The 21,813-nt window shown below is 42.0% G+C and carries 22 protein-coding genes; 6 read left to right on the top strand and 16 right to left on the bottom strand.

The annotated features are described in order from the left end of the window. Positions 1-147: 147 nt before the first annotated feature. Positions 148-825, top strand: coding sequence for a DNA mismatch repair endonuclease MutH (gene mutH / locus HRT96_RS12495; RefSeq protein ID WP_293157075.1), 678 nt, complete (start codon positions 148-150; stop codon positions 823-825). An 83-nt stretch (positions 826-908) separates the two neighbouring features. Here mutH and rplS read toward each other — a convergent pair whose 3' ends face one another. The 5 genes from rplS to ffh all read right to left on the bottom strand — a co-directional run bounded on the left by rplS (position 909) and on the right by ffh (position 4,585). Then, positions 909-1,274 (bottom strand): 50S ribosomal protein L19, encoded by a 366-nt coding sequence (rplS, locus tag HRT96_RS12490; protein ID WP_112715384.1) that lies wholly within the window; start codon positions 1,272-1,274, stop codon positions 909-911. A 30-nt stretch (positions 1,275-1,304) separates the two neighbouring features. Further along, complete coding sequence (gene trmD / locus HRT96_RS12485) at positions 1,305-2,051, bottom strand: tRNA (guanosine(37)-N1)-methyltransferase TrmD (RefSeq protein ID WP_043994854.1); 747 nt, start codon at positions 2,049-2,051, stop codon at positions 1,305-1,307. Between the two features lie 24 nt (positions 2,052-2,075). Further along, the gene (gene rimM / locus HRT96_RS12480) at positions 2,076-2,603 is read right to left on the bottom strand and encodes a ribosome maturation factor RimM (RefSeq protein ID WP_293157072.1); all 528 of its coding nucleotides are present in this window, start codon (positions 2,601-2,603) and stop codon (positions 2,076-2,078) included. 23 nt (positions 2,604-2,626) lie between these two features. Continuing rightward, a complete protein-coding gene (rpsP, locus tag HRT96_RS12475; RefSeq protein ID WP_006033748.1) occupies positions 2,627-2,875 on the bottom strand; it encodes a 30S ribosomal protein S16 in 249 nt (82 codons plus the stop codon). Positions 2,876-3,184: 309 nt separating this feature from the next. Further along, positions 3,185-4,585 (bottom strand): signal recognition particle protein, encoded by a 1,401-nt coding sequence (gene ffh, locus HRT96_RS12470; RefSeq protein ID WP_293157069.1) that lies wholly within the window; start codon positions 4,583-4,585, stop codon positions 3,185-3,187. A 217-nt stretch (positions 4,586-4,802) separates the two neighbouring features. On the opposite strand from ffh, the gene ccsA reads away from it, so the two are divergent. Both ccsA and HRT96_RS12460 read left to right on the top strand, forming a co-directional pair. Next, positions 4,803-5,594, top strand: coding sequence for a cytochrome c biogenesis protein CcsA (gene ccsA / locus HRT96_RS12465; protein ID WP_293157066.1), 792 nt, complete (start codon positions 4,803-4,805; stop codon positions 5,592-5,594). 70 nt (positions 5,595-5,664) lie between these two features. Further along, positions 5,665-6,957, top strand: a complete 1,293-nt coding sequence (locus HRT96_RS12460; RefSeq protein WP_293157063.1) for a CNNM domain-containing protein — start codon at positions 5,665-5,667, stop codon at positions 6,955-6,957. 99 nt (positions 6,958-7,056) lie between these two features. Here HRT96_RS12460 and HRT96_RS12455 read toward each other — a convergent pair whose 3' ends face one another. Together HRT96_RS12455 and HRT96_RS12450 are read right to left on the bottom strand one after the other, a co-directional pair. Beyond that, positions 7,057-7,341: an HU family DNA-binding protein gene (locus tag HRT96_RS12455; RefSeq protein ID WP_006033752.1), complete on the bottom strand. Its 285-nt coding sequence runs from the start codon at positions 7,339-7,341 to the stop codon at positions 7,057-7,059. Between the two features lie 255 nt (positions 7,342-7,596). Continuing rightward, entirely contained in the window at positions 7,597-8,181 is a 585-nt protein-coding gene (locus HRT96_RS12450; RefSeq protein WP_293157060.1) for a YjaG family protein, read from the bottom strand. A gap of 635 nt (positions 8,182-8,816) precedes the next feature. On the opposite strand from HRT96_RS12450, the gene traF reads away from it, so the two are divergent. Next, entirely contained in the window at positions 8,817-10,121 is a 1,305-nt protein-coding gene (gene traF, locus HRT96_RS12445; RefSeq protein WP_293157057.1) for a conjugal transfer protein TraF, read from the top strand. 247 nt (positions 10,122-10,368) lie between these two features. Beyond that, entirely contained in the window at positions 10,369-11,535 is a 1,167-nt protein-coding gene (locus tag HRT96_RS12440) for a conjugal transfer protein TraF (protein WP_293157054.1), read from the top strand. Positions 11,536-11,686: 151 nt separating this feature from the next. Here HRT96_RS12440 and recA read toward each other — a convergent pair whose 3' ends face one another. Further along, the gene (gene recA / locus HRT96_RS12435; protein WP_293157051.1) at positions 11,687-12,745 is read right to left on the bottom strand and encodes a recombinase RecA; all 1,059 of its coding nucleotides are present in this window, start codon (positions 12,743-12,745) and stop codon (positions 11,687-11,689) included. Positions 12,746-12,923: 178 nt separating this feature from the next. Between recA and mutS the strand changes: the two genes are divergently transcribed. Next, positions 12,924-15,491, top strand: coding sequence for a DNA mismatch repair protein MutS (mutS, locus tag HRT96_RS12430; RefSeq protein ID WP_293157048.1), 2,568 nt, complete (start codon positions 12,924-12,926; stop codon positions 15,489-15,491). Between the two features lie 20 nt (positions 15,492-15,511). On the opposite strand, the gene HRT96_RS12425 is transcribed toward mutS, so the two are convergent. The 8 genes from HRT96_RS12425 to ftsB all read right to left on the bottom strand — a co-directional run bounded on the left by HRT96_RS12425 (position 15,512) and on the right by ftsB (position 21,658). Next, positions 15,512-16,195, bottom strand: a complete 684-nt coding sequence (locus HRT96_RS12425; protein WP_293157045.1) for an RNA polymerase subunit sigma — start codon at positions 16,193-16,195, stop codon at positions 15,512-15,514. A 184-nt stretch (positions 16,196-16,379) separates the two neighbouring features. Further along, complete coding sequence (gene rpoS, locus HRT96_RS12420; protein WP_293157042.1) at positions 16,380-17,339, bottom strand: RNA polymerase sigma factor RpoS; 960 nt, start codon at positions 17,337-17,339, stop codon at positions 16,380-16,382. Between the two features lie 69 nt (positions 17,340-17,408). Continuing rightward, positions 17,409-18,350: a peptidoglycan DD-metalloendopeptidase family protein gene (locus tag HRT96_RS12415; protein WP_293157039.1), complete on the bottom strand. Its 942-nt coding sequence runs from the start codon at positions 18,348-18,350 to the stop codon at positions 17,409-17,411. Positions 18,351-18,405: 55 nt separating this feature from the next. After that, a complete protein-coding gene (locus HRT96_RS12410) occupies positions 18,406-19,047 on the bottom strand; it encodes a protein-L-isoaspartate(D-aspartate) O-methyltransferase (RefSeq protein WP_293157036.1) in 642 nt (213 codons plus the stop codon). Beyond that, positions 19,044-20,099: a tRNA pseudouridine(13) synthase TruD gene (gene truD, locus HRT96_RS12405; protein ID WP_293157034.1), complete on the bottom strand. Its 1,056-nt coding sequence runs from the start codon at positions 20,097-20,099 to the stop codon at positions 19,044-19,046. Before truD ends, HRT96_RS12410 begins: the two co-directional genes overlap by 4 nt. Positions 20,100-20,146: 47 nt before the next feature. After that, the gene (ispF, locus tag HRT96_RS12400) at positions 20,147-20,626 is read right to left on the bottom strand and encodes a 2-C-methyl-D-erythritol 2,4-cyclodiphosphate synthase (RefSeq protein WP_293136407.1); all 480 of its coding nucleotides are present in this window, start codon (positions 20,624-20,626) and stop codon (positions 20,147-20,149) included. A 54-nt stretch (positions 20,627-20,680) separates the two neighbouring features. Continuing rightward, positions 20,681-21,370 (bottom strand): 2-C-methyl-D-erythritol 4-phosphate cytidylyltransferase, encoded by a 690-nt coding sequence (gene ispD, locus HRT96_RS12395; protein WP_293157031.1) that lies wholly within the window; start codon positions 21,368-21,370, stop codon positions 20,681-20,683. A 9-nt stretch (positions 21,371-21,379) separates the two neighbouring features. Next, complete coding sequence (gene ftsB, locus HRT96_RS12390) at positions 21,380-21,658, bottom strand: cell division protein FtsB (protein ID WP_293157028.1); 279 nt, start codon at positions 21,656-21,658, stop codon at positions 21,380-21,382. Positions 21,659-21,813: the final 155 nt, after the last annotated feature.

The following is a 21,813-nucleotide window of genomic DNA, read 5'->3' as shown; positions in this document are numbered from 1 at the left end:
AACTTAAACACACGCTGCAGCATGAAACATCTAGGTAACATTAAAGTGAGACCTAAGTCTCACTTTGTATGGAAAACGACCGTTAACAGCTAGATTTAAAAATGTTATTCTGCTAAGTGAGACCTTAAGATATAAGAATTATTTGAAATGCCTGCAATTATAAATGAACCCCGAGATATCAATGAACTGATGTTCCGCGCCCACGCTATTGCCGGGTTTAACCTACAGCAAATAGCCGCATTGCACCAACTCTGCGTGCCTGATGATCTACGCAAACAGAAAGGTTGGATTGGACAACTGCTAGAACTGCATCTTGGTGCGACGGCAGGCAGTAAACCCATTCAAGACTTTCCAGAGTTAGGCGTTGAATTAAAAACCATACCAATCAACGCACAAGGTAAACCACTGGAAACAACCTTTGTCTGTGTCGCGCCCTTAACCGGTAACTATGGTGTTACTTGGCAAACCTGCAGTGTCGCCAATAAATTGAAGCAGGTATTGTGGATACCGGTGCTTGGTGAGCGTGATATTCCGGTGGCAGAACGTATTGTCGGTTCACCACTGCTCTGGCAACCCGATGAACTTGAAAACGCACAATTACAACAAGACTGGGAAGAATTAATGGATATGATAGCGCTCGGACAGGTGGAACAGATCACCGCGCGTCACGGTAAGTATCTACAACTTCGCCCTAAGGCGGCAAACAATAAAGTGCGTACTAAAGCCTACGGTAGCGAAGGCGAGATAATTCAGGTGCGGCCACGTGGGTTTTATCTCAAAAAGGCATTTACCCATCAGTTACTCAAAAAACACTTCAATATCTGAGCTACCTAAGAAATCAAAATGCTAAATCGCAGGCAAAAAAAAGGCCCGTCAGAAGACGGACCTTAAACTGCATGAAAAATGGATTATTTACTTTTACGTTTACCCAATTTTTCTTTAATACGTGCAGCTTTACCAGTAAGACCACGTAGGTAGTATAGCTTAGCTTTACGAACATCGCCGTGACGCTTAACAGTGATGCTTGCTACCACTGGAGAATGTGTTTGGAATACACGTTCCACACCTTCACCGTTTGAAGTGATTTTACGTACAGTGAATGCAGAGTGCAGACCACGGTTACGGATAGCGATAACTACGCCTTCAAAAGCCTGTAGACGTGATTTGTCACCTTCAACAACTTTTACTTGTACTACAACTGTAGCACCTGGGCCAAAAGTTGGTAGATCTGTTTTCATTTGCTCTTGTTCGATCTGTGCAATTATGTTGCTCATTTTCTATACCCTAGAATAAACTGAAAAACTCTACTTTAACTCGCGACTTTCGCGAACGATCTCAACAAGAATTTTCTCTTGCAGATCAGTCAGAGCTAGGTTACTTAATAAATCAGGTCGTCGTTCTAACGTTCGAGCTAAAGACTGTTTCTGTCTATATTGGCTAATTTTACTATGATTGCCACTAAGGAGAACCTTAGGAACAGCCAACCCATCTAACACTTCCGGTCGCGTATAATGCGGACAATCTAACAGACCATCTGCAAACGAATCTTGCTCCGCGGATGCCTGAGTGCCTAAAACACCCGGTATCATGCGTGAAACAGCATCAATTATCGTCATTGCGGCAAGTTCACCACCGGTTAACACGAAGTCACCGATAGACCACTCTTCATCAACTTCCGATTGGATGATACGTTCATCGATACCTTCATAACGACCACAAATAAAAATCATCTTCTCATTTGTTGCCAAGTCCAGTACGCCAGCTTGATCCAATTTACGTCCTTGCGGTGAAAGATAAATAACTTTCGCCTCACCACCTGCTGCCTGTTTTGCTGCATGGATAGCATCTCGTAATGGTTGAACCATCATCAACATGCCAGGGCCACCACCATAAGGGCGATCATCGACCGTCTTATGTTTATCGTGGGCAAAATCTCTTGGGTTCCAAGTTTGGAACTTAAGCAGATCGCGTTTTATTGCTCGACCGATGACTCCTTGTTCAGTGATGGCGTTAAACATCTCTGGAAAAAGGCTTATAACCCCTAACCACATACTAGCCTCCGCTGACAATGAGTCTTAAAAACTCGGGTCCCAATTAACAATAATTTTTTGAGCGGTAATATCAACACTGATAATTACTTGCCCATCAAGATACGGAACTAACCGCTCTTTTTTTCCGAAAGCATCTGTTGCATTGGCTTTAATTACTAATACGTCGTTAGAACCAGTTTCCATCATATCAGTGACTTTGCCTAACGTATAACCCTTGTCTGTCTCAACAGAGCAGCCAATGATGTCACGCCAGTAAAATTCATCTTCTAATTCAGGAAGTTGATCTGCGTTAATAGCAATTTCAGCACCCGTAAGGGACTGCGCTTCTTCACGAACATCAATACCTACTAACTTAGCAATTAAACCTTTGCCATGGCGCTTACAATCTTCAAGCGCCACTTCAACCCACTCGCCTTTTTGCTCGATGAGCCAAGGTGAATAGTTAAAGATCCCTTCAGGAATATCGGTAAAGGAGTTGATTTTCATCCAGCCTTTAATGCCGTAAACAGCACCAAGACGACCAACTACCATAGGTTTGTCAGTTGAACTCACAAGATCTCCTTACCTTAAGATAATTAAGCAGCTTTAGCAGCGTCTTTGATTAACTTAGCAACTGTGTTTGAAACTGTAGCGCCTTTAGCAACCCAAGCTTCAATTTTCACGTTGTCAAGACGAACACGTTCTTCTTGACCAGCAGCCATTGGGTTAAAGAAACCTAGCTTCTCGATGAATTTACCATCACGAGCATTACGGCTGTCTGTAACAACAACTGTGTAGAACGGTGATTTCTTAGAACCACCACGAGATAAACGAATAGTTACCATATCGTCCTCTTTATAAATTAAGTGTGTATTCCGGCCTTGCACTGACAAGACCCCATAGTGTTCAAATAGTACTCACGAATGAGACGATTCGAAGTCGCGCAATTTTACTCTTATTTTAATTAAAAGCAACCTTATTGTGTTTCACAACCACTTTAGTTAACGCTATTAATACTAGAAACAATCATTATATTGCGATTACGCCTATCCGGAGCATATTAGCAAGCATCAGCAGAAACAAAAAAGCCCTGCTATTAGTTAGCAAGGCTTGAGATAACATGACTATATAAAGAAGGGCTCTAGTACTGGGTGTTAACCAAACGGTCCTTTACCACCGCCCATACCACCCATGCCGCCGCCCATTCCTGGTGGCATCATACCTTTCATTTTACCCATCATTTTCTTCATGCCGCCTTTACCCGACATTTTTTTCATCATTTTTTGCATCTGAGTAAACTGCTTAAGCAGCTTATTCACATCTTGGATCTGGGTACCAGAACCCGTCGCAATACGGCGCTTACGAGAGCCTTTGATGATATCGGGACGTTTACGCTCTGCGGGTGTCATAGAATTAATGATCGCTTCCATACGGTTCGTTAATTTATCATCCATTTGGTCTTTAACCGCATCAGGAACCTGGCTCATGCCCGGTAACTTATCCATCATGCTCATCATGCCACCCATGCTTTTCATTTGCACAAGCTGGTCACGGAAATCTTCTAAATCAAAACCTTGACCTTTCTGAACTTTTTTGGCCAGTTTTGCGGCTTTGTCTTTATCTACGTTACGTTCGACTTCTTCGATAAGTGATAGCACATCACCCATGCCCAAAATACGAGATGCGATACGTTCGGGATGGAAAGGTTCTAACGCATCAATTTTTTCGCCCATACCGATAAACTTAATTGGCTTACCGGTGATATGACGAATAGATAATGCAGCACCACCACGTGCATCGCCATCGGCTTTGGTTAAGATGATACCCGTTAATGGTAACGTCTCATTAAATGCTGCTGCTGTGTTTGCCGCATCTTGACCTGTCATTGCATCCACAACAAACAGAGTCTCGATAGGGTTAATTGCCGCATGTAGATCTTGAATTTCCTGCATCATGTCAGTATCAACATGTAAGCGACCCGCAGTATCGACAATCACCACATCAATAAATGACTTACGTGCGTATTCGATTGCCGCGTTGGCAATATCAACTGGCTTTTGCGAGATATCACTTGGGAAAAATTCAACATCGACTTCTGCAGCTAATGTTTCTAGCTGTTTGATTGCCGCAGGACGGTAAACGTCCGTACTCACAACCAATACTGATTTTTTCTCACGTTGTTTTAAGAACAGTGATAATTTCGCTACCGTGGTCGTTTTACCCGCACCTTGTAAACCAGCCATCATTAATACTGCAGGCGGTTGCGCAGCAAGATTTAATGTTTCGTTAGCATTCCCCATTGCCGACTCAAGCTCAGCTTGCACTATCTTAATGAAGGCTTGGCCTGGATTCAGACTCTTAGATACATCTTGGCCTAGGGCATTTTCTTTCACATTTTTAATAAATTCGCGTACGACAGGTAAAGCAACATCCGCTTCGAGTAACGCCATGCGTACTTCACGTAGTGTGTCTTTGACGTTATCTTCAGTCAAACGACCACGGCCGCTGACGTTTTTCAGCGTGGCTGATAAGCGATCGGTTAAATTCTCAAACATGACGTTATCCGTTTTAAATTAGATTAAATTCAATTATTACTGATGATTATAACCTTATTTGAGGGCAAAAATCACACTCTCAAGGTGTGCTAGGTATTGTTTTATAAAAAAATAATATTTTCCTTTCCAAATAATGCATTTGAATATAGCTCTATAGATACAGCAAGCGTATACTGGACTGTATAATTATATATAAATCAACATTAAAGTGAGCCCTATGGAACTGTTTGCTCTTGGCGCTATTATTTTCTATATAGCTGCAATTTATCATTGCATTAAAGCCTTAACCGTAAAACAGCAGGCGAGTATACGTACTATTTTTACCTTAGGCGCAGGCGCGACACTTTGCCATCTATTCTGGATGGGCTTTGATATTGTGACGGCAGCAGGCATTAATCTGAGCATTGTCAATGTAGCTGCACTTATCAGTTTGCTGATCTCGATCATCATGACCCTGTCGATTAATAAATTTAAAATATTACCTTTATTACCTATCGTGTATGGCTTTTCAACCATTGTCATTACGATAAGCTATTTGTTACCAACAATTTACATTTCCAATTTAAGTGATAATACACCACTTGTTGTCCATATTATCGTGATCTTATTTGCTTATTCGGCTTTCATTGTCGCCAGCTTACTTGCCCTGCAAATGGCTTACTTAGATTATCAACTCAAGCACAAACGCCCAATCGCAATGCACCCAGCTCTGCCATCGTTAATGACCATAGAAAAACAACTCATCAGGTTATTAAGTATCGGCTTAGTACTGCTATCCGTGGCAATAGTGACAAGTTTTATGTTTTTTGAAGATACTTTTACCCATTCGCAAGCACATAAGACCGTCTTGTCAATTTTAGCCTGGCTGTTTTATTCTGTGTTACTCTGGGGTCACTTTAAACAAGGCTGGCGTAGTAATAAGATTGCTTTTGGTACACTATTTGGTTCTGTATTACTATCATTAGCCTATTTCGGTTCTCGTTTTGTAAAAGAGATCCTACTTCATTAATACATAAACATACTTATAACCACCATATATTAATTACTATACATACACTCGCGTAATCAAAGGATAACACTTGGACGACATATCAACAGGAACCTTATTTGGCCTCCTGACTATTTTAATCCTCATATCAGCTTATTTCTCTAGTTCTGAAACCGGCATGATGTCTCTCAATCGTTACAGGCTTAAGCACCTGGTTAAAAATAACCATACGGGTGCGAAACGTGTAGAAAAACTCCTCAACAGACCGGATCGTTTGATCGGTCTTATTCTTATTGGTAACAATCTAGTCAACATCTTGGCTTCTTCTATTGCAACGATTATCGGTATGCGCTTATTTGCAGAAAATGAAGCGCTTGGTTTAGCCGTGTCGACAGGTCTCTTAACGATCGTTATCCTTATTTTTGCTGAAGTAACGCCTAAAACTTTAGCCGCACTGCACCCAGAAAAAGTCGCTTTTCCAAGTTCACTGTTATTACGCCCGATGCTAACTTTGTTTTATCCATTGGTATGGCTGGTAAACATTATCTCGAATGGCCTGCTGCGACTCTTGCGCGTAAATATCAATCATAATGACAATGGTGCACTAAGCTCAGAAGAGTTTCGTACGGTGGTACATGAAGCGGGGGCAATGATCCCACAACGTCACCAAGATATGCTGATAAGTATTCTCGACCTTGAAAAAGTCACGGTGGACGACATTATGGTGCCACGTAACGAGATCATCGCGATTGATATTAATGATGATTGGGAAATTTTGTTACGCCAATTACGTAATATTTCACATACTAGGGTATTGCTGTACCGTGACACTATCGATGATGCAGTGGGTTTTGTGCATACCCGTGATGCACTGCGTCTATTACTCAAAGAACAATTAGATAAAACCACACTGTTACGTGCGGTAAAAGAGCTGTACTTCATTCCAGAGGCGACACCGCTTAATGTGCAACTATTAAAATTCCAACGTAAAAAAGAACGTATCGGTTTAATTGTAGATGAATATGGCGACATTCAAGGCTTAGTCACGCTAGAAGACATCTTAGAAGAGATTGTTGGTGACTTTACTACAACGATGGCCCCATCGGTGAGTGAAGAGATTCAGCCGCAACCTGACGGTAGCTATATCATTGATGGCACAGCAAACGTGCGTGACATTAATAAAGAAATGAACTGGCACTTTCCAACTAAAGGTCCAAAAACCCTCAACGGTTTGATTTTAGAATATTTGGAAGAGATCCCAGAGGCCAATATCAGTTTGATCATTGAAGGGCACCCGTTAGAAGTATTAGAAATTGAAAACAATGTGATCCAACGTGTTCGCGTGCAACCGGTAGAAAATAAGAAATCTCAAATAGCGCATTAACCGATGCCTTTATTCTTCCTTTAAACAAATTGTAGATAATAAAAAAGCACCTAATTAGGTGCTTTTTTCATTAATTTTTAAATTAATAAAAATTAATATTTATTTGTTTGCGTTTTTAACTGCGTCTTTCAATGCTTTACCAGCAACGAATGCAGGAATTGTAGCAGCAGAGATTTGAATTTCTTCACCCGTTTGTGGGTTGCGGCCAATACGTGCTGAACGTTCGCTTACTTTAAAAGTACCGAAACCAATTAGCTGGACAGCTTCTTTTTCTTTAAGACTTTCAGTGATTGCACTTAGGATCTCTTCTAGTGCTGCTTTAGCTTGTACTTTCGTTAAATCTGCTTTCGCTGCAACTGCATCGATTAATTGAGTTTTATTCATAAGAATGTCCTTTCTACTATTCAATAACATTAAACTGTTAAACACTGTATTCAAAAAAACCGTTGACCGCAAAGGATTTATCGCTTTAATTCAGTCAATTGCTGAGAGAATAGTCAACAAATGAGGTGGCGCTCACACTAATCTCACTCTATGTACAAAAAAACATCATAAAATAATCACTATTATTACCGTGACACCTTACCGAGCTTGCCCTGACTACCTGCGTTAGCGGCTGTTTAATGAGTTTGAAATCAATTAATCTAAGCTAATACCAATATTAGAAATACCGCCATTTTTAGCAAACTGACGAAGCGCCTTAATGCTATCAGGTGATTTCTGTACCGTTAATAGATCCAGTACCGCTTGCTGAAATTCAATTTCTGTTTTCATCAGCTCATCAGCGAAGATGATATCCTCGTCAAGTTCTTCACCCGCCAATGCTTCTAAATAACTTGCAACAGTACCAATAGAAACTCGCGATGCATTCATTGCTTCGTTCACATCCGGATCGGGGGCAACTAAACTATTAAAGGCACTGTTTAAAGTCACACATGCATCCAGTGCAGGGTAAACACCATACACATCAAATTTGTCTACATTGGGAATAATCGGTTCGAAACGATCAAATTGAATCGTAAAATTGATTTTGCTGTTTTTAACCGTTAGCGATTCCCAAAACAGATCTAATGATAAACGGAATTGCTTTGCATCACCGGTTTCACAAGCTTCAGAGAATAATTTGTAATTAGGAAAGCTGCGTTCAGCAAGTGCTGCAATAAAGCTCACTTTCTGCCAAGGTAATAATTTCATTAATTGCTGTTGGTAGTTTGCTTCAAGCACAAAAATAACCTCTTATTTATGGTTTTTATACCCACGTTACGTCAAGATCCTATATCAGAGACTAGCATCTTGACGTAGCTTAGGGATATTCTTTCTATAATAGTTAAATATTCTCAACGTCATGAAGATATTTATCTAACGCTATTTATCTAAACATAATTGCGACAGTCGTCTACTCGAGTTTTATCATTATCGATCCCAAGCCATGTCGATTCAACAACAATAAAGCATGAGGTATTTATCTCATACTTTGCGACTTTCATTATCGCTCAACAAACCACACGGTACTGTTTTTATATTATAAAATTTAGTATCTCACTATGAGTCCCGCTATTTATACTCGCTATATTAGTGAGATACAAGACAGACCAAACCAATCACACTAAATCGACGTCAATTCAAACGAAAAGATCAAGATCACAAATTCATTCCTGTAATCTAGTACTTAACATCAAACTTTAGTTCACTCATCCAATGCTAATATTTATTCATCAAGCAGCATACATCATTCACGGTTCATTACAGCGAAATGGCTCGGTCGGTTAACGGATTAATCAACACATTATCGCGCTAATAATTTACCGAATAAACGCTTGTCTAACAAACATTGCACCGCATAAAAATCAGGGATCGATATGAAACGTTCATTAATTATTTCAGCACTAACCTGCGCCATCGCACCAACCGCTTTTGCCTCTCAATTGTATTTTGATGCCCGTAACGATGCGATGGGTGGTGCTGGTGTGGCGTCGTCCGATTTTGTTACCGCTGCGTTTGTTAACCCAGCACTATTAGGTCAAGGTAAAACCAATTATATTGGCGTGATCTTACCAGCTATCCCATACAGCAATGATGGTCACGCTCGATATGCGCCAACCTCTTTTGGTGTCCAAACAGATACTTCAGATGCATTTTTAGGTGCCTTAGATAATGTTAAATCAGCACAAGATGCGTATGACAATAATACCAATCTACAAACCGGCGCGGCCTACGCCAGTGCCCTAGGTCAATTTGATGGCCAGCGCATGGGCATCAACGCTGGTACTAGCTTTGCGATTGCACTACCCAGCAGTGCATTGTCTGTGGCTTTTTTCGGTAACTCTTACATGACAAGTATCGCGACAGCAAAAGTAAGTCAAAACGACATCGACTTGGCAAATACGCAAAATTTGGGTGATCTTGATAGTAAAGTCAACTTGGCAGGCGTCGCAATTTCCGACCTTGGCCTTGCGCTATCAATGAATTGGGATGCAGATATAGCGAAAGTATCTATTGGTATATCACCAAAATATCAGCGTATAGATACTTACAGTTATAATATTTCGTTGAATGACGATGGTCTATCTGAGTTTGAAGATGGCTTCCTCGATGGATTAGACAAGCAAAGTCATTTCAACCTTGATGCCGGTATTGCGATCGATTTTTATGATACCTTCCGCGTGGCAATCAGTGGCCGTAACATGCTGAAGAAAAATCTAGAAATAGAAACCACAGCGTATAAAGGCATTAATCAGGCTGATGAGAAGATGATATTCACTTTAGCACCGTTAGTCACAGCCGGTTTTGCACTGCATCATGATTACGCGACACTGACAGCAGAAATGGATTTGAACGATGCGATAGGTTTCGAAAGTAACAGTAAATCTCGCTATGCACGCGGTGGCATTGAAGCGAACCTATTTGATTTCTTACAATTACGTGCCGGTATTCGTCATGACTTAAACGATATTCGTGACGATTTATATACTTTAGGTTTTGGTATTTCACCGATGAATTTAGTCCACATAGACCTAGCCGCGACGTTGAGTAAAAACGGTGCTTATAGCGTTTATCAGAACGGTAAAGTAAGTGATGGCGGTCTTAATGCTGCCAATACAACGGGTGACGACGCGGCCTATGGTATTGATGGTTTCGTATTACAAGTATCCGCTAAATTTTAAATTTAGCGGATGTTCATCACATAATATAATAACACCACATAAATCATCAAGATTGCCATATTTCAATACGTTATATTGATACATGTTAAAAGCACCTTTTGGAAGGTGCTTTTTTATTATCTAGAATCAATGAATACCCATCAAAAACAATATTTGTGTTTATCCTTAATAAGTACACTGGTCGATTTAGATAACGCCGTACTGCATCGAGCCCGCGATAACTCTCTCGAACTTGTAAGGATACGTCATGAAAAAGCATACGCTGTCGACACTCATTGTTCTCACCCTGTCTAGCGGTTACATATCCCCAATCAACGGTGCCCAACATTATTTTCAATCACGCAGTGATGCGATGGGTGGTACAGGTGTCGCATCCGCACACTACCTCAGTGCGCCCTTAATGAATCCCGCACTGCTTGCTCGCTTTTCACATACAGATACTCTCGGACTGTTACTCCCAACCATTGGTATCCAAATTACCGACAATGATGACGCGATTAATGGTATGAACCGCGCTTCAGATCTAATCGATGAGTTAAATCAATATACTTCAAACTCACTGCCAGCACGAATGACCGCCAATCAACTTGCCAATCAACTTGAAATGTTAGATAACACAACGATCCCGTGGCAAGTTGGCTTAGCCGGTGTATTAGCCATACCCAACCAGATTGTCTCTTTTGCCGTGTTTAGCAATACCTATCTTGATTTACAAGTGACTACCGATATCAATGACAGCGATATTGCCGTATTAAGAAGTCCAGATCCAACTGCCATTAATGACTTTGCCTCAACAATAACGCTACGAGGTGTAGGCGTCACCGATGTCGGGTTATCACTGGCCTCAAAATTCATGCTCGGTAACACCCCTGTTTATTTAGGCGTATCGCCTAAAATGCAAGCTATCGGCTTTTATCAATATACCGATAGTATTGATGATTTTGATGTCGGTAATTTAGAGGATGATGACGATATGATCTTTAATATCGATGCCGGTTTCGTTGTTGAACCAAGTAAATATTTTACCTTTGGTCTCGTGGCCAAAAACATGCTTTCGCAGCAAGTGACAAATACCGCAGAAACCCTTATTTATGAAATAAAACCACAGGTGACCACCGGTTTTGCACTACACAGCGCCTGGTTTACCGCGGCTGTCGATATTGATATTACCCAATCGCAAAGCCTGAGTAGTCAGGGACCGTCTAAATATACCCGGTTTGGGGCTGAAATGGATGTTGGGGGCTGGTTACAGTTGCGCGGAGGTTTCCGGTATGATGTCAATGCAAACGACAGTAATCAAGTTACATTTGGCATGGGCTTGTCTCCCTTTAGCACGTTTCACTTTGATATAACCGGCATGTTGAGTGAAGATGATACCTTTGGGTTTGTCGCGCAGACCTCATTTACCTTCTAATTCACCATCAATAAATATCAGGTAAAAAATAATGCGTGGTTTAATGATAAAAAGCATCATAAAAAAAGCAGGTATGTCGCCATACCTGCCTGCTATATCTATTCATTCAAATAGCGTAAAGCAAATCACTAAACGCTAGTTAATATTAGAATTAAAATTCATTTTCAACTTCAGGAGTCTTAACTTCAGCCACTTCGTCGCCTTTATTACCCAGTAGGTTAGCACGGATCATACCGTCAATTTCAGCAGCAATCTTCGGATTATCAGCAAGGTACTGTGATGCTTTCGCTTTACCTTGACCAATCTTGTCACCCTTGTATGAGTACCAAGCGCCGGCTTTTTCAATGAGTTTTTCTTTTACACCTAAATCAACTAGCTCACCATTACGGTTGAAGCCTTTACCGTATAGGATTTGAAATTCAGCTTGTCTAAACGGTGCTGCAATTTTGTTTTTAACCACTTTAACACGCGTTTCATTACCCGTGATCTCGTCGCCATCTTTAACCGAACCAATACGACGGATATCTAAACGTACTGACGCGTAGAATTTAAGGGCGTTACCACCAGTGGTGGTTTCTGGTGAACCAAACATCACACCAATCTTCATACGAATTTGGTTAATGAAGATACACATGGTATTACTCGTTTTTAAGTTACCCGTTAATTTACGCATCGCTTGCGATAACATACGCGCTTGCAGACCCATGTGGCTATCGCCCATATTGCCTTCAATCTCAGCTTTTGGCGTTAATGCCGCAACCGAGTCAATCACGATAATATCGACAGCACCTGAGCGGGCTAACATGTCAGTGATCTCGAGAGCTTGTTCGCCGGTATCTGGTTGCGATATCAATAGTTCATTCACATCAACACCCAATTTACCCGCATAAATCGGATCCAGTGCATGCTCAGCATCAATAAAGGCACAAACTTTACCTTCACGCTGTGCTGACGCGATAACTTCTAACGTTAATGTCGTTTTACCACTTGATTCAGGACCATAAATTTCAACGATACGCCCCATCGGTAAGCCACCAGCACCCAACGCGATATCAAGAGAAAGTGAACCAGTAGAAACAGTTTCTACGTCCATGGTACGGTTATCACCTAGCTTCATGATAGAACCTTTACCAAATTGTTTTTCAATTTGTCCAAGTGCTGCAGCTAAGGCTTTTTCTTTATTCGCGTCCATTTTATTCCCCTGAGGCATAATCGAGTATTTAATTTATAGGCATAAGTATACTGTTCGTTCATACAGTATCAAGCAATAAACGCATATTTTTTTAATTATTATGAGTGACGCATATTTACGTACAAAAAAATACAGTCGCCACCGTGCTTTAGCATTGTTATTATAGCTGCAACTATTATTTTCAAACCGAGCCGCTATGCAACCTAACTTTCTTGCACCTCAAGACTTAACCAATCACACCCCTATGATGCAGCAATTCTTTAAGTTAAAAGCTGAGCAACCAGAGATCTTACTCTTTTATCGCATGGGCGATTTTTATGAGTTATTTTATGATGATGCCAAAAAAGCGTCGCAATTATTAGGCATCTCTCTGACCAAGCGTGGTAAGTCAAATGGTAACCCGATCCCAATGGCAGGTATCCCTTACCATTCATTAGAAGGTTATTTAGCAAAGCTAGTACGTAGTGGTGAATCGGTAGCGATCTGTGAACAAATTGGCGATCCGGCAACCTCTAAAGGTCCAGTCGAACGTAAAGTGGTCCGTATTGTGACACCCGGCACGGTCAGTGACGAAGCGTTACTTACCGAACATAATGACAATTTATTAGCCGCATTATTCCAAGATGGTAACACCTTTGGTTATGCCACCCTGGATATGGGTAGCGGCCGTTTTCTGATCAATCAATTTAGCTCAGAGGAAACCTTACTTGCAGAACTACAACGTACCGACCCCGCAGAGCTACTGTACTGTGAATCATTGGAATCGGTGCAACATATTAATCACCTTAGAGGTCTACGTCGCCGCCCAGAGTGGGAGTTTGATTTACAAACTGGCCGCAGCGTTTTATGTCAGCAATTTGGGACCAAAGATTTAATCGCTTTTGGTGTCGAAAATGCGCCAGTGGCTCTATGTGCTGCAGGTTGCTTGATGCAATACGTGAAAGAAACCCAGCGTACTGCATTGCCGCATATCCGCTCGGTCAAGCTTGAACAAACAGAGCAAATGGTGGTGATGGATGCGGCAACACGCCGTAATCTAGAACTCACCCAAAACTTATCCGGTGGTTTTGACAATACCCTGGCAGAAGTACTGGATCATACTTCAACACCGATGGGCAGCCGACTATTAAAACGTTGGTTGCATCAACCAATCCGCGATAGCTTGGTGTTACAGCAACGCCAATCCAGTATTCAGTCATTACTCGACGTCGGTGCGTTAAACGAGCTACAACCGATATTACGCACTATCGGCGATATCGAACGTATCATTGCCCGTTTATCATTACGCTCAGCGCGTCCGCGCGATCTGGTACGGTTACGTAATGCCTTTCAGCAATTACCGGCATTACACACGCTACTGGCAGAACACGATGCCGAACACTTAAGCTCATTACAGCAATTAGCTGGTGAGTTCAGTGAACTGGAACAGTTACTGACGTTCGCCGTTATCGACAACCCGCCAGTATTAATCCGTGACGGCGGCGTGATAGCACCCGGTTATAACCAAGAATTAGATGAATGGCGCGCGCTAAGCAAAGGGGCGACGGATTATCTCAAAGCCTTAGAAGAACGGGAAAAACAACAAACCGGTATTCCCACCTTAAAAGTTGGTTATAACCGAGTACACGGCTACTTCATCGAAGTCAGTCGCCTACAATCGGATCAAGTGCCAGCAAGCTACATCAGACGTCAAACGCTAAAAAACACCGAACGTTACATCATTCCAGAGCTGAAAGAACACGAAGATAAAGTACTCAGTAGCCAAGGTAAGTCACTGGCACTAGAGAAACAACTTTATGAACAATTATTAGATAAGTTGTTACCGTATATTCCCGCACTGCAAGACAGCGCAGCGGCATTATCGGAACTGGATGTACTGTGTAACTTTGCTGAACGCGCAGAAACCTTAAACTACTGCCGCCCGACAATTAGTATCAAACCCGGTATCGACATTATCAATGGTCGTCATCCTGTCGTTGAGCAAGTGATGACAGAACCGTTTATTGCCAATCCCGTACAGCTTAACCCTGAGCGTCGCATGTTAATCATTACCGGTCCGAATATGGGCGGTAAATCGACTTATATGCGTCAAACAGCGTTAATCACCCTGATGGCTCATATCGGTAGTTTCGTCCCAGCAGAGCAAGTGACGACGTCATTAATCGACCGTATTTTCACCCGGATTGGCGCATCCGATGATTTAGCATCGGGTCGTTCTACTTTTATGGTAGAAATGACTGAGACAGCGAATATCTTACATAATGCTACCGCGAATAGCTTGGTATTGATGGATGAAATTGGACGCGGTACCAGTACTTACGATGGTTTATCATTAGCCTGGGCATGTGCTGAATACCTGACCAATAAGATCCAGGCTTATACGCTCTTTGCAACGCACTACTTTGAGCTAACCACGTTAGCAGAGAAGCATTCAAGTCTGGTCAATGTACACCTCGATGCGGTTGAACACGGTGACTCCATTGTCTTCATGCATGCCGTACAAGACGGTGCAGCAGATCGCAGTTATGGTTTGCAAGTTGCAGCATTAGCAGGTGTGCCAAAACCGGTTATTCATGCGGCTAAAGTGAAGCTGCATGAGTTAGAACAACTCTCACACCAACCAGTGGTGACAGGTAAACGTCCACCGTTGGAAGCAACGCCCGTTTCCCATCCTGTGATTGATGATCTGAGCGCCTTGAATATTGATAATATGACGCCACGTGAAGCACTCGAGGTATTGTACCGTTTAAAAGAACAACTTTAATTGCCCTACTGGAATTGTCGTTAGTTTAGTTTAAATAGTTCTCGGTAAATTAAAAAGCCCAAATTATCCAAGTCATGCAAAATGGCGGTTCGCTGGTTTGGGCTTTCTGTTACATAAGTCACCACACGCTCTAACGCCTGTCGCTGAGTCGAATAGATCCCCGCGATCACCCGATATTTAATTAGTTCGCCAGCCTGTGATACGCCCATGCTATCAATATGCGCCACCGCGATATATTCCGGTACCGCAGACAAGTGATACTCTTGCTGTAACCATTGGCTCAAATGGTACAAATCATTATCCAGTGCCCTGAATTTACTGCTCGTTTTACCCTTATTAAGCGCTAATTGATACGCATCCGTATAACTAAAACAATCATGTTCAGTAACAAGACGATGCATCGCATGACTCATTTCCCACGAGACATCAGCAAAGTCATGCTGTTTTAATCGTGAGGCTAGCTGCGATAAATGAATCGCTTGTTCAGCAAATGCAGTGTTAAATGATGCGTAAAAAATAGTTTCTTTTTCTGGCCTTGAACCCGATAAACCATGTATATCGGTTGGCAATACAATAAACTTAGCATCATCAGCAATGACAGGCAGATCACTATTAATAAAGAGTCTTGGTGTGGAACAACCCGTTATCAGTGATGCTAAACTAAGCGCTAATAACAAACTGCACGAAAAACGAATAAACGACATAACCGTCCTTAAACAATCCATGTTTGCAGAGGGTTACTAAAATACTAGAAACGTATGAATAGTATGACTGATTTTAATAAAATCAGCATAAAGGCTGAATGAAGTACTAAGCATTAAGACTAGCTTAAATTTAATGACTAACTACTCAATAACCATGCTTCCCAGCATATTATAGCCTAACTTTTTATAATCTAAACAACGCTTCAACAGATAAGCCTTGCTGGGCGAGTACCTCCCGTAGCCGTCGCAATGCTTCGACTTGGATTTGCCGAACACGCTCGCGGGTTAAGCCTATTTCACGCCCGACATCTTCCAGCGTTGAAGCATCATAACCTAACAGCCCAAAGCGCCTAGCCAGCACTTCTCTTTGTTTGGGATTCAGTTCTTCAAGCCAGCGGACGATACTGAATTTAATATCATCATTTTGGGTTCGGCTTTCCGGTCCATCACCTTTTTCATCCGATATAATGTCTAATAACGCTTTTTCGGAATCACCACCAATAGGCGTATCAACCGAACTTATCCGCTCATTCAAACGCAGCATTTTACTGACATCAGCAACCGGTTTATCTAATTTATCCGCAATGTCTTCAGCGGTGGGTTCATGATCTAGTTCATGGGCGAGTTCACGCGCAGCGCGAAGATAAACATTGAGTTCTTTAACAACATGGATGGGCAAGCGAATGGTTCGGGTTTGGTTCATGATGGCACGTTCAATGGTTTGCCTTATCCACCATGTTGCATAGGTTGAGAAGCGAAAACCACGCTCGGGATCAAATTTCTCTACGGCACGGATCAGACCCAGATTCCCTTCTTCAATCAAGTCTAATAGAGCCAGCCCGCGGTTATTATATCGTCTCGCGATTTTAACCACTAAACGCAGATTACTTTCGATCATACGTTTTCTTGAACTGGCATCACCGCGTAATGCGCGACGTGCATAAAAAACTTCTTCTTCTGCGGTCAACAATGGTGAAAAACCAATTTCCCCAAGATAAAGCTGCGTTGCATCTAAGCTTTTTACATCGTTAGGAATGAGGTGCTCATCTTCAAATATTGCCATCCTTGGCCGTGATTTTTTATCGTTGTCAGATACTTTATTACCTGCAACGTTTAACTTCTTTGCGTCAGTTATCTTGCTCATTACGGTTTGCCTCCTGACTGAAGTAAATAACTTATTAAGATTAGTCTAATAAATTAATTTCAGTCGGGCTTAACGCTTAGGCAAGTAGCGCATGGGGTTAACCGGTTTACCGCGATAACGGATCTCAAAGTACAATTCAGCACCTGAATTAGGACCCGAATTACCCATGGTTGCGATCTTCTGACCAGCCTTAACCCATTGCTGCTCTTTCACTAATAGCTTTTGGTTGTAGGCATACGCACTTAAGTAATCATCGTTATGTTTGATGATGATTAAATTACCATAACCACGTAAACCATTACCGGAATAAACCACACGACCATTTTCTGACGCGATGATATTTCGCCCCAATGAGCCGGCAATATTGATACCTTGCTGTCCTGATTTACTGCTAGAATAAGTGCGAATTAATTTTCCGGCAGCTGGCCAGCTCCATTTCAACTTATTATTACTCACCATCGCTTTGGGTTTCACCACCTTCACCGCAGGCTTGGCTTTTACCGGCGATTTACTTTTCACTGGCGGTCTATATTTAGCCGGAGCGCTTGTTTTTGCGGTAACCGTTTTGGTGATTGCTGGTTTAACTAATGGTTTTGATGGTGCCTTAACACTGGTTTTAGCGGTACTTTTATTGGCATTACTATTGGTTTTTTTAGCTATTTTCACCGGGGTCGGTTTTTTATACACTGGCGCGGGGATTTTCCCTTTCAGTTTTAATACTTGACCAGGGTAAATTTGATAAGGATTTGGGATCTGATTTAAGGCCGCTAAAAATTTGAAATCTTGCTTACTTCGCCAGGCAATTGCATACAAAGTTTCACCTTTTTTAACACGATAACTTGGCGTATTAATATACGATCTTAGTTCAATCTTATAACCTTGGACACTCGTGACAGGCGCGGGGTTATGATTGGCCGTAGTACAACCAACTAACTGTAGTAGCAGTAAATAACACCCGATACGGCACCATAGGTTGCACGCGCGTACATGATTTAATAGTCTCCTGACCATCTCTACACCTGACTCCCTGATCCGCTCTCCTGCGCATTTAATACCGATAATAGACTCACGCTAATTCACCTTGAACTAACGGTACAAAGCGTACATTTTCAACATTCTGACTGGTATAGTTATCGCCATTACGGGTAATAACTTGTAATACTTGAGATTCGACACCCAATGGCAGAATAAGTTGCCCACCATCCGTTAACTGCGTTAATAATGCTTGTGGCACTGCAGCAGGTGCAGCGGTTACTATAATCGCATCAAATGGCCCCTTACTTGGCCAGCCTTGCCAACCATCGCCGTATTTCATCATGACGTTATGTAGGTCAAGATTCTTTAACCTACGTTTCGCTTGCCACTGTAATGCTTGGATCCGTTCAACCGAATAAACACGCGGAAAAACCTGCGCTAAAATAGCCGTTTGATAACCCGAACCAGTGCCAATTTCCAGCACCCGTTGTGGATTAGTTTGCATTAACAGTTCCGTCATTCTGGCAACGATGTAAGGCTGTGAGATGGTCTGCCCTGCACCAATGGGCAAGGCCTGGTTGCCCCATGCTTGCAATGCAAACGCTTCTTCCACAAAATAGTCACGTGGCGTATCTTGTATGGCAGTCAATACACTTACTGCACTAATGCCTTGTTGTTCAAGCAACGATCTTATACGCAGCCCTGCTACCCCAGTATTACCAAGTTGGATCATACGGTTCCTGATTTAAGTTCTTGGTCAAAATGACGAATCACTACTTTTTCTTCAATCAATTCACGTACAATACTTGTCGCAAAACACCCTGATGGCAGATAGAAGCTCACCGTTAAGCTATCCTCAGCTAATTCATAACTGAAGTTTTGTGGACGCAATATTATCGCTTTGCGCTCCTGACGTAGACCTGCGGTAATGAGGCCGTCAAGCAATTCTGGATATTGCGTAATAACGCTGTTTTCAAATGCCAATGCGTCGTTCATTGCACTGCTGTTACCTTTGCCTACTAACGGGGCAGATAGTTGTAGCGCGCCTTGGGCAACACGTTCAATAATGTCGTCAGTTAAGGTTTCTTCCACAAAGAACGAATTAGACCCCTGTAAAATGAAGCAATCACCTGACAGCGCCGTTTGCCATTTATCTTGTTTAATACGTTCACTGACAACTTCGTTGAATATCAAACTGCGTGCAGCCGAAATATAAAAACTGCGCTTATTACGATCTTTTACTACGTGACCCGCAAACATCTCTTGTGCACGCACAATGTTATTACCGTTTTGACCAAATCGCTGTTCACCGAAATAGTTTGGCACGCCGGTGGTTTTAATTTTATCTAAACGCTCGGCTAATCCATCGGTACTGCTTAGGTCCGTTAATTTTAATGTAAATTGATTACCTTTTAATGCACCCGTACGTAATTTCTTGTTATGACGAACAATTTTTAATACTTTAATTTGTTCTGTTTCAATAACAGAAAAATCGGGGGTTTCTTTACCCGCCATGTGAATACCAAACCATTGTTCAGTAATGGCATGGCGGTCTTTAAGCCCTGCATAACTCACATCCTTACCTGAGACACCGGCCGCTTTGGCTAATGCCCGAGCAACATATTGGGTATTCTCACCGATCTTACGGATAGAGATGAAGATGTGCTCACCTTCACCGGTTAATTCAAAACCCAGGTCTTCAATAACCACAAAGTCGGCAGCTTCCTGCTTAATAAAACCTGTGACGCTAGGTTTGCCATATAGATATTCAAATTCAGGAAGCATTGATCTCTCCGCATTAGGATTAGTTTGCATTAATTGATTTTCACTTATTATATATTTTTCATTAACAGCACGACAGCTTCGCATGCCACGCCTTCTTTACGACCAGTAAAACCGAGCTTTTCGGTAGTGGTTGCTTTCACATTTACGGCTGATAATTCGGTTTCAAGATCGGCACTTAATACGGCGCGCATCGCTTGAATATGCGGCGCAATCTTAGGTGCTTGTGCAATAATGGTGACGTCTAAGTTACCAATGCGATAACCCAACTCTTTTACTTTACTAAATACGTCACGTAATAAAATACGACTGTCGATATTTTCAAACTCTGCAGATGTATCAGGGAAGTGGTGACCGATATCGCCAAGCGCTAAAGCACCAAGCAATGCATCGCAGATCGCATGTAAAGCGACATCACCATCAGAATGCGCCAAAAAACCTTGTTCATAAGGGATCGCGACACCATTAATCATCACCGGACCAGCATTACCAAATTTATGTACGTCAAAACCATGGCCAATTCTAAACATTATCTCTCTTCCCTATTGCTCTTCGTGCTTATTTTTCGCTATTGTTTTTCGTTATTAACGCTGCGTTAATTGCTGTAAAAACAGGGTTGCTAACGGCATGTCCTCTGGACGGGTTATTTTAATATTATCCGCGCGACCAATCACCATGTTAGGTGTAAACCCTAATAACTCAATCGCAGATGCTTCATCGGTGATATTGGCCTTGTCTGCCAAGCCAGTCGTTAACGCGTTAGTCAGTAACATCACTGGAAACATCTGTGGCGTTAACGCATGCCACAGTAGCTCACGATCGACAGTGGCAATAATGTTACCTTGAGCATCTGTACGCTTCATCGTATCGCGAACCTGACACCCTAGAATAGCACCATGTTTAGATGCTAGCGCACCAGCAATAAGACTGTCGATATCAACATGAGTTAAACATGGGCGGGCAGCATCATGTACCAACACCCAGTTATATGACTGACAGGCTTGCAATCCTGCTAATACCGAATCAGCACGCTCTTTACCACCATCAACGCGGATAATAGCCGGGTCATTGGCAATCGCCAGTTCAGCAAACCAATCATCTTCGGGTCCGAGAGCCACCACAACTTGGGCAATACGAGGGTGGCTTAATAGTGCCGTTAGCGTATGTTCAATAACCGTTTTGTCTTGCAGCATTAAGTATTGTTTGGGAATACTCGCACCCATGCGAGCGCCGACACCTGCGGCAGGGACCACAGCAATAAATTGTTCAGTCATCTCAGTAGCCTAGTGATCATCATTAATTATACGGTAGAAAGTTTCACCTTCTTTAATCATACCCAGTTCATTACGGGTACGTTCTTCAATCGCGTCGTAACCATTGCGCAGATCTAAGATCTCGTTTTTTAGCGCAGTATTACGTTCGATTAACACTTGATTATTGCGGTGTTGGATATTGACTTCACGTTCGATACGCTTGTAGTCCATCACGCCATTATTACCGACAATAAAATGATAGCTCAATAAGCTGAGAATTAAGATTAATACAAAATAAAGCAGGCGCATGACAATCATCCCGTAAATGAATCAGTTATTGTCACATATAATGCAGAAATTGGTTAGCGTATAAATAAAAAAACCCGCTTAAAAGCGGGTTTTTATTCTATTCAGAATTAACAGTTAAGCAAATTAAGCTTGACCCTTAACCTCTTTAAGACCGT

The organism is Moritella sp. (genome assembly GCF_013215705.1).
In the GTDB taxonomy this organism is placed as follows: domain Bacteria; phylum Pseudomonadota; class Gammaproteobacteria; order Enterobacterales; family Moritellaceae; genus Moritella.
This window is presented reverse-complemented; position numbering and strand designations above follow the sequence as displayed.